This is a genomic window from Rhodococcus zopfii NBRC 100606 = JCM 9919 (assembly GCF_001895025.1).
GTDB classification, from domain to species: domain Bacteria; phylum Actinomycetota; class Actinomycetes; order Mycobacteriales; family Mycobacteriaceae; genus Rhodococcus; species Rhodococcus zopfii.
Window position 1 is genome coordinate 1 of record NZ_BCXI01000075.1, and the last position, 8,175, is coordinate 8,175.

7 protein-coding genes, 2 tRNA genes and 1 pseudogene are annotated in these 8,175 nt (G+C 66.6%); 8 read left to right on the forward strand and 2 right to left on the reverse strand.

The window, feature by feature from the left end; translation table 11 throughout:
* Positions 1-38 precede the first annotated feature (38 nt).
* The 6 genes from RZ1_RS28435 to RZ1_RS28460 all read left to right on the forward strand — a co-directional run bounded on the left by RZ1_RS28435 (position 39) and on the right by RZ1_RS28460 (position 4,816).
* Positions 39-115, forward strand: a tRNA-Phe gene (locus tag RZ1_RS28435).
* Between the two features lie 71 nt (positions 116-186).
* Positions 187-260: transfer RNA gene (locus RZ1_RS28440), tRNA-Asp, on the forward strand.
* 183 nt (positions 261-443) lie between these two features.
* Positions 444-1,682 carry a glycosyltransferase family 4 protein gene (locus RZ1_RS28445; protein ID WP_072816203.1) on the forward strand — a complete coding sequence of 413 codons (1,239 nt, stop codon included), beginning with the start codon at positions 444-446 and terminating at the stop codon, positions 1,680-1,682.
* Positions 1,682-2,413 carry a class I SAM-dependent methyltransferase gene (locus RZ1_RS28450; RefSeq protein WP_072816192.1) on the forward strand — a complete coding sequence of 244 codons (732 nt, stop codon included), beginning with the start codon at positions 1,682-1,684 and terminating at the stop codon, positions 2,411-2,413. Before RZ1_RS28445 ends, RZ1_RS28450 begins: the two co-directional genes overlap by 1 nt.
* Positions 2,414-2,438: 25 nt before the next feature.
* The gene (locus RZ1_RS28455; RefSeq protein WP_238072141.1) at positions 2,439-3,488 is read left to right on the forward strand and encodes a glycoside hydrolase family 15 protein; all 1,050 of its coding nucleotides are present in this window, start codon (positions 2,439-2,441) and stop codon (positions 3,486-3,488) included.
* A gap of 74 nt (positions 3,489-3,562) precedes the next feature.
* Entirely contained in the window at positions 3,563-4,816 is a 1,254-nt protein-coding gene (locus RZ1_RS28460) for an IS701 family transposase (RefSeq protein WP_072816196.1), read from the forward strand.
* A gap of 99 nt (positions 4,817-4,915) precedes the next feature.
* On the opposite strand, the gene RZ1_RS28465 is transcribed toward RZ1_RS28460, so the two are convergent.
* Complete coding sequence (locus tag RZ1_RS28465) at positions 4,916-6,352, reverse strand: amidase (protein ID WP_072816198.1); 1,437 nt, start codon at positions 6,350-6,352, stop codon at positions 4,916-4,918.
* 129 nt (positions 6,353-6,481) lie between these two features.
* Between RZ1_RS28465 and RZ1_RS28470 the strand changes: the two genes are divergently transcribed.
* On the forward strand, positions 6,482-7,468 hold the full coding sequence (locus tag RZ1_RS28470; protein ID WP_174565251.1) for a helix-turn-helix transcriptional regulator: 987 nt from the start codon (positions 6,482-6,484) through the stop codon (positions 7,466-7,468).
* A gap of 75 nt (positions 7,469-7,543) precedes the next feature.
* On the opposite strand, the pseudogene RZ1_RS31560 reads toward RZ1_RS28470, so the two are convergent.
* Positions 7,544-7,707, reverse strand: a pseudogene (locus RZ1_RS31560) (transposase); the annotation flags it as partial.
* Positions 7,708-7,753: 46 nt separating this feature from the next.
* Here RZ1_RS31560 and RZ1_RS28480 point away from each other — a divergent pair.
* Positions 7,754-8,098, forward strand: a complete 345-nt coding sequence (locus tag RZ1_RS28480; protein ID WP_072816201.1) for an IS30 family transposase — start codon at positions 7,754-7,756, stop codon at positions 8,096-8,098.
* The last annotated feature ends 77 nt before the right edge of the window (positions 8,099-8,175 follow it).

Sequence of the window (8,175 nt, forward strand, 5' to 3'; positions counted from 1 at the left end):
GTGAGTATGCGATCGGCATTCGGTTCGGGTGCCGTCCCGGCCAGGTAGCTCAGTTGGTACGAGCGTCCGCCTGAAAAGCGGAAGGTCGCCGGTTCGATCCCGGCCCTGGCCACCACCACAATTCAATATCTCGGACCCACCGTTCGCGGTGGGTCCTCCTGTGAGAATCCCTCGGGATTCTTTCATGGCCCTGTGGCGCAGTTGGTTAGCGCGCCGCCCTGTCACGGCGGAGGTCGCGGGTTCGAGTCCCGTCAGGGTCGCTTCAGGCGAAGGCCCGGTATCGATGAGATACCGGGCCTTTGCTGTATCCGGATATGGTTCTCCCGACATGTCCGGCCGGGCTTCGCATCCTTCCTCACCCGCGGGACCTGGAACGAGAACGTGTTCTAGAGTGAAGGCGATCTTGGCCGGACGCCGCTGGCGACACGACGAACGAGGTGACCGTGCGAATTGCACTCCTGTCGTACCGGAGTAAGCCGCACTGTGGGGGCCAGGGCGTCTACGTCCGGTACCTGAGTCGTGAACTGGCCGCGCTCGGCCACGATGTCGAGGTGTTCTCGGGCCAGCCCTACCCGGAACTCGACCCCGGCGTCACCCTCACCAAGGTCCCGAGTCTCGATCTCTACCGCGACGACGACCCGTTCCGCACCCCGAGACCGGGCGAGTTCCGCGATCTCGTCGACGTCCTCGAGGTCGCGACGATGTGGACGGCCGGCTTCCCCGAGCCGCTCACGTTCAGCCTGCGGGCGGCGAAGCTCCTGCGCGCGCGGGCGGACGAATTCGACGTCGTCCACGACAACCAGTGCCTCGGTTACGGGCTGCTCCGCATCGCCGGCGCCGGGCTCCCGCTCGTCGCGACGATCCACCATCCCATCACCCGCGACCGCGAACTCGATCTCGCGCAGGCCGGCACGTGGCGCCGCAAGTTGACCCTGCGTCGGTGGTACGGCTTCCTGCGCATGCAGGCCCGGGTGGCGCGACGGATCCGCACGCTGCTCACGGTGTCCGAGTCGTCGGCGGAGGACATCCGCGCGGCGTTCGACGTCGCCCCGGTCAGCTTGCACACGATCCCGCTCGGCGTCGACACCGAGCTGTTCGCACCGCCGGCCGAGGCCCGGGTGCCGGGGCGCATCGTGTGCGTGGCGAGCGCCGATGCACCGCTCAAGGGCGTGTCGACACTCCTTGGCGCCGTCGCCAAGCTCCGGACCGAGCGGACCGTCGAGCTCGTGCTCGTCTCGAAACTCGCCGAAGGTGGTGTCACCGAACGGCTCATCGAGGAACTCGGCATCGACGACATCGTGCGCACGGTATCGGGCATCGACGACATCGAGCTCGCCGCACTGCTCGGTTCCGCCGAGATCGCTGCGGTCCCGTCGCTCTACGAGGGGTTCTCGCTGCCCGCGGTGGAGGCGATGGCGTGCGGGACGCCGCTCGTCGCGAGCCGTGCGGGCGCGATCCCCGAGGTCGTCGGCGACGCCGGCGTGCTCGTTCCACCCGGAGACGGTGAGCAGCTCGCGGCGGCGCTCGCGGCACTGTTCGACGACCCCGCCGATCGGGTCCGGCTCGGCGCGGCGGCCCGGCAGCGGGTCCTCGACAGGTACAGCTGGGCGGCGGTGGCCGCGCAGACCGCACGCGTCTACGACGTCGCGATCGCAGCGCAGACAGGAAGGGCGAACAACTGATGCTGACCGTCGATTTCGACCGTCTCGGAGTCAAGCCCGGCGACCGCGCCATCGATATCGGCGCGGGTGCCGGCCGGCATTCCTTCGAGCTGTACCGGCGCGGCGCGGACGTCACCGCGTTCGACCGGAGTGCGGACGACATGAAGGCGGTCGCCGAAATGTTCGCGGCGATGGAACTGGAAGGCGAGGTTCCCGCCGACGCGCGTGCCTGTGCCGAAGTCGGCGATGCGCTCGAATTGCCTTACGCCGACGAGACATTCGATGTCGTGCTCATCTCCGAGGTGCTCGAGCACGTGCCGCAGGACGTACGCGCGATCGAAGAGTTCACTCGCGTGCTCAAGCCGGGCGGCGTCGCGGCGATCACGGTGCCGCGCTGGTTCCCCGAGAAGATCTGCTGGGCGCTGTCCGACGCCTATCACGAGGTCGAGGGCGGGCACATCCGCATCTACAAGGCCGACGAACTCGCCGCCAAGCTCACCGCAGCCGGCCTGACGATCCGCGGTCGCGACCACGCGCACGCTCTGCACGCGCCGTACTGGTGGCTCAAGTGCGCGGTCGGCGTCGACAACGACGACAACGTGCTGACGAAGGTGTACCACAAGCTGCTCGTGTGGGATCTGATGCACAAGCCGTGGTTGACCCGTTCCCTCGAATCGGTCCTCGATCCGGTCATGGGAAAGAGTGTGGTCTTCTACGTCGAGAAGCCGGTAGTTCCCGTTGCCGCGCGCTGACAACGGCGCAACAACGGTTCCGTCGGTGCCGGGGGTGCTCTCCGAACAGGAATGTCTCCGCACCGGCCGCGCCATCGCCGACATGCAGCAGTCGTCGGGGGCGATCCCGTGGTTCCCCGGTGGACACACCGATCCGTGGGACCACATCGAATCCGCGATGGCCCTGATCGTGACCGGGTTGCGGGAGGAAGCCGAGGCCGCGTTCGAATGGTCGCGGCGCACCCAGCGCCCGGATGGGTCGTGGCCCATGCAGTTCCGCGGTGACACGATCGAGAACGCGGACTCCGACAGCAATTTCGCCGCGTACATCGCGGTCGGGGTGTGGCATCACCATCTCGTCACCGGCGACCGCGAGTTCGTCGGACGCATGTGGCCCACGGTGAAGGCCGCGCTCGACCATGTGTTGTCCATGCAGGCGCCGGGTGGTGAGATCTACTGGGCGCGAGGTGAATCCGGGATCGCAGACGAAGCCCTCCTGACCGGGTGCTCGAGTATCCACCACGGTCTGCGATGTGCGCTGCGGCTCGCGGAGATCGCCGGTGACCCGCAGCCGGAGTGGGAGTTCGCGCTGTATCGGCTCGGACACGCACTGCGTCGGCACCCCGAGGTGTTCGCGCCCAAGCCGGAGTACTCGATGGACTGGTACTACCCCATCCTCGGGGGAGCTGTCCGCGGAACCGTTGCGCACGAACGTATCCGGGAACGATGGAACGACTTCGTGGTGGACGGCCTCGGCATCCGGTGCGTCGACCACAGGCCGTGGGTGACGGGCGCCGAGACGTGTGAGCTGGTGCTGGCACTCGATGCGCTCGGAAGTTACACGCGCGCAAGGGAGCTGTTCGCCTCGATGCAGCACCTGCGCGACCCCGACGGGTCGTACTGGACCGGTCTGGTGTTCAGCGACGGCAAACGCTGGCCGGTGGAGAAGAGTTCGTGGACCAGCGCCGCGGTGGTTCTCGCCGCCGACGCGCTGTCCCGTACCACCGGTGGCAGCGGCCTGTTCCGCGACGCGGCGGCACCCGCCGAGTGGGCGGGTGCCGACCGCTGCGGTGACGGCTGCGGCGTCCGCGTCTAGTAGGACTTTGTCAGGTCTGTCACGTCGAGGCGTAGGGGCTCGAGTTTCGGACCGATTCCCGAGACGATGACGAGGTGGATGCCGCAGCCCTGACCGATGTCGGTGAACGCCCCGATTCGTTTGTCGGAGAGGTGTTCTCCTCGCTCGCACGTAAGGACCAGCGGGCGACGGCAGGGGTGTACGCGCGAGGGTTGATGCTCGACGGACGCCGCAAATCGATGCAACCGATGGCGCAACGACTCGGGGTCGACCACCAACGGTTGCCGCAGTTCGTGACCAACTCGCCGTGGGACGTGGTACCTGTCCGGAAAACCCTGTCCCGCAAAGCGTGCGACCTGATCACCCCGGACGCGTGGGTGATCGACGACACCGGCTTCGCCAAGGACGGGGACGGCTCCTCGTGCTTGGCCCGCCAGTACTCGGGAACCCTCGGCAAGGTCGGCAACTGCCAGGGCGCCGTCAGCGTGCACGCCGCCACCGACAGTGCATCCGCACCGCTGGACTGGCGCCTGTGCCTGCCCGAGAGCTGGGACGACGCCACCGAGGACCCCGAGACAGCCGCGGCGATCGCCGCCCGACGGCGGCGCAGCGCGATCCCCGGCGACGAGCGGTATCGCACCAAAGCGGCGATGGCCCTCGAGATGCTCGACGAACTGATCTCCTGGGGCCGGGTCTCGCCGGTGATCGTCGCCGACGCCGGCTCTGGCGACTCGGCCCCCTTCCGTCAGGGCCTGACCGACCGCGATCTGGCCTATGTCGTGGCGGTCAAGGCCGCCACCCTCGCGCATCCCGCCGATGCGGTCCCGACCGCGGCCGGGTATTCGGGGCGCGGGCGGCCTCCGGCCCGGCGCTACCCACCGGCCGCGACCTGCAGGGATCTCGTTCTGGCGGCCGGAATAGGGGCGCTGACCGAGGTCACCTGGCGCCGCGGAACCAAGAACGGTCCGGGTAATCCGACCGCGGCGATGCGCTCACGGTTCGTGGCGCTGCGAGTACGTCCGGCGAACCGCACGATTCCCCGCGACGAGGACGGTGTCCTGCCCCAGGTGTGGCTGCTGGCCGAATGGCCCGACGGTGCAGCGCAGCCCACCGACTTCTGGCTCGCCACCCTGCCCGAGGACACATCCCTGTCGGAGCTGGTGCGACTGGCCAAGATCCGCTGGCGTATCGAGCACGACTACCGGGAACTGAAGACCGGCCTCGGCCTCGATCATTTCGAGGGCCGATCCTGGCTGGGCTGGCACCACCACGTCACCCTCGTCACCGCCGCGCACCTGTTCCTCACCACTGTGCGGCTCACCGACCCCAAAGAGACCGGGCAGGCCTGACCCTCTACGCCGTCGTGCGCAAAATGCAACGTGCACTGGCTTATTGGATCGGGACCTGCCCGACGTGTCACCACAGGTTCCCGACCTGACAAAGCCCTACTAGAAGTTCGTGACGTGGACGGCGGGTCGGCGTCCCGCCCATGGCATCGCGGTCTCGAGCTGCGCTGCGATCCGGATAAGCATGGACTCAGAGCACATCGGACCGGCCAGCTGCACCCCGATCGGGAGACCTTCACGGGACTCCGCTAGTGGCAGGCTGATCGCCGGTGTTCCGGTGGTGTTGAACAGTGGGGTAAAGGAGAATGCATCGAAAATCCGTCGAGTCCAGCTGAGGGCGTCGAGGTCGGCGTTCGCATCCAGATAGCCGAGCTCCATCGCGGGATGATTGGTGGTGGGTGTGAGCAGAACGTCATAGCTTTGGAAGAACCGACCGACTTCTCGGGAAACTACATTGAAGGTTGCATTTGCCGCTGCCATCTCCAGTGTGGACAGTTTCCGGCCGTACTGCACGCACGCCCACGTCGTTGCCTCGAGATTCTCCGGCCCAGCCTTGGTTCCGGTCATCGCCTCGACCCCGGCCACCGATTCCGAGAGGAAAGCCGCCCACGCTTTTGCCGTCGCCTCGAGGAACTCATCCCAGTCGAACGTCGGCGTCGCCCGCTCCACGTGATGGCCAGCATCCTCCAGGGTCCGGGCCACCTGCTCCACCGCCGCCACTACCTCGGGATCGACCGAGGTGCCGGACCACGTGTCGGTATGCAGCGCGATACGCAGCGTGCCCGGATCCGCTCCGACCTCCTGCGACCACGGACGTTCAGGCGGGGCAATGACAAACCGGTCTCCTGGGTAGCTCACCGCAACCTCGTCGAGGAGCGCGGCAGCGTCGCGGACAGACCTGGTTACCGCGAACTCTATGGCCTTCCCGCTCAACGCATTGCTGTCCAGGTCCGGGCCGAGCGGCACCCGACCACGGCTAGGCTTGAGTCCGACCAGCCCGTTGACAGCCGCAGGGATCCGGATAGACCCCCCACCGTCGTTCGCATGCGCCATCGGGATGGCCCCCGCCGCCACCAACGCTGCCGACCCTCCGCTGGATCCGCCCGCACTGCGGCTCGTATCCCACGGGTTACGAGTGGGTCCGTAGACCAGCGCCTCCGTGTTGGCGTTGTAGCCGAATTCCGGGGTGGTGGAGCTTGCAAGGGTTGCCAGACCTGCCGCCCGGAACCGTTCCATAAGATGTGTGTCCGCGGCCGGGGTGATCCCGTCCGCCAGCATCCGCGTGCCCATCCGCGTGGGCACCCCCATGGCGTGGCATACCAGGTCTTTGATCACGAACGGCACACCGGCGAACCGGCCGTCCCGTGCGTAGTCCAACGGTGAGTCGAACGGGCCCGTGGCCACCGCGTTGATCTTCTCATTGACGGCATTGATCCCATTCGTCGCAAGTATGGCCAGCTCATCTGCAGTAACTTCGCCGGCGGCGACCATCTTCGCCAGAGCCGTAGCGTCCTGAGCGGAGTATTCTTCGACGTTCACAGTTCCTCCTGGGGAAGGGCATCGGCGCTCTTACGCCGATGCCCTCACAGTGGCATCATGTGGGTCGTCTCACATCGGCCGAATGGCCGATGCTGCTGGCGCCCTGTCCGGTGTCCCTCGGAGGAGTGCATGACAGTCGACATGACGTGGTGGATCCGACTCTCCGACAGCGTCAGAGCAGCCGGCCATGGAGATGCCCCCCTCGACGAGCCCATCCGCATGATTCGCGACGGGCTCGGATTCGACTGCGCCGCCCTCGTGGGGCCTCCGCGAGTCACGCTCGAGAACAGTCACCCCGTCCTAGTCAACCTCGACTATCCCAGTGAGACCCTGCGATTCATCGCCACTACCTACGCCACGCAGTGCCCGGCCCACCGCTACGCCGTTGAGCGCCGCGCGGCCCTCCGTTTCATCGACCTGCCCTATGACTTCCGCCAGTCACGCACCTATCGGGAAGCGCTCAAACCGTGTGGCTTCAACGAAGGCCTGACACTCCCCCTCAACACCCCACGCGGCGGCACCGTCCCAGGCTTCCTTGCCCTGAGCTCCACCCACGGTCAGCCCCTGCACGAGGAGTCCCAACTGGCACTGACCATGCACGCCGCCGAGATCGCCAAACTCACCGACCCGAGGCCCGAACTGCCGGCTTCCCCCGCCGAACTCGTCATCTGGTCAGGCCATGGCCGAGTCGAGCCACGCATCGGGGACCTCGCCACAGCACCCCTGACGGCCAAAGATTTCACCCGAATTGAGACCTTCCACCAGCGAGATGCCACCGGCCTGCGATTTCGGCACCGTGACGCCACGGGCCACTGGTGGCGAGTCACCACTGCCACGACACCCGACGGTGTCCTCATTCGCCTGCAGCGAGTCGATCCGGACGACCACCTCACCGCCCGCGAACTGGATGTGGTGGGACTGCTATCCCGCGGATGGACCAACGACGGCATCGCCCTCGCCCTCGGCATCTCCGTTCGCACCGCCCGCAGCCACATCGAATCCGCCCTCACAAAGCTCGGCGTGCCCAACCGGACCGCTCTCGCCCGCGAAGCGCTCTTGCGGGACCTCGACAGTCTGAACGCCATTCGTTGCACGACTGAGGACGCCCCCACTTGATTGCCGGTGCAGTAAGTTCCCAGTGATTCTCTTGACGAGCATTTCGAGGGCAATCTCCCAGCACTAGAGAATGTCTCATTTGATGAGTTTCTTGAAGCAGGTCAGCGCGGTGGCGAGTTGGAGGATAGCTGCGAAGTGCTCACCGCGGCGTTCGTAGCGGACGGTCAGCCGGTGGTAGCCGGTCAGCCACGCCAGGCTGCGTTCGATCTTCCACCGTAGCGTCCGAGACGCTCACTGCTCCGATCAACAGCACTCGACCTTCCACCCGCTACTCCGGCGAGTTGGATGACATGTCTCTCTTCCCCGTTCCGCGGTCGGTCACAGCCGGGCCATCACCGGCCGCAGCGCCTTACGGAAGGCGACCTCATCATCGGCAAGGAAGGTCTCTCCGCGATCGGAACCCTCATCGAACGGCACAGCCGCATCGTCCGCCTGTTGCGCCTGCCTCGACGCGACGGAGCGACCGTGCGCCGAGCACTGACCGAGCGGCTTAAGGACCTGCTACCCGGTCTGCTGCGCTCGATCACCTGGGACCAGGGAACCGAGATGGCACGCCACGGCGAGGTGACTGCTGCGTTGGGCGTTCCGGTGTACTTCTGCAATTCGGTTGCGTCCATCAGAGTGGTGTAGAAGCCGGAGCCCAATGAGCTGACCGGCGTGTCGCAACCGGACGAAAGACGGTCACCGCGTGATTCTTCGAGAGAGCT